General features: G+C 65.5%; 1 pseudogene. It reads left to right on the top strand.

Annotated features, from left to right (window positions below):
• Positions 1–56: 56 nt before the first annotated feature.
• Positions 57–684, top strand: a pseudogene (locus EP237_RS23660) (IS5 family transposase); the annotation flags it as partial.

Genomic DNA, 684 nt, shown 5'->3' on the forward strand with positions numbered 1-684 from the left:
AATGGCTAGCGGCGCTTGAGGATTGCTGATTCACTCTCTCACGGGAGGAGAGCAGCATGTCGCAACGACGCTACGAACTTACGGACTTTGAATGGTCGATCATCGAGCCGCTTCTGCCGAACAAGCCGCGAGGGGTGCCGCGTGTCGATGACCGGCGGGTTCTCAATGGCATCTACTGGCGGCTGAGGACCGGCTCCCCCTGGGCCGACATTCCCGAACGCTACGGCCCCTACACCACCTGCTACAACCGCTTCGTGAGGTGGGCACGCCTGGGAGTGTGGGACAGGATATTCGACGCAGTATCAGCCGCTTACGAAGGGTCGGAGCAGTCGGTGGACAGTTCGTCGATCCGCGTCCACCAGCACGGCGCCAACGCAAAAAGGGGGCCGAAGCGCCCGCCGACCCCACCGGTATGGCTGACCTTCGAGCCGTCTGCATGGGGCGCTCGCGGGGCGGTCTGACGACAAAGATCCACGCCGTGACCGATGCGCAGGGTCTGCCGATCACGCTGAAACTGACCGCCGGGCAGGCCCATGACGGGCGCTCGGCCGACGACATGCTGGGAACCATCGGGCCGGGCCAGACCCTGCTGGCCGATGCCGCCTACGACAGCAACCGCCTGCGCGAACACCTCGCGGCCATCGGCGCGAAAGCCGTCATCCGCCCGATCCCACGCCGATCTGC

Origin of the sequence: Nioella ostreopsis, from assembly GCF_004000255.1 — a bacterium.
Classification (GTDB): domain Bacteria; phylum Pseudomonadota; class Alphaproteobacteria; order Rhodobacterales; family Rhodobacteraceae; genus Nioella; species Nioella ostreopsis.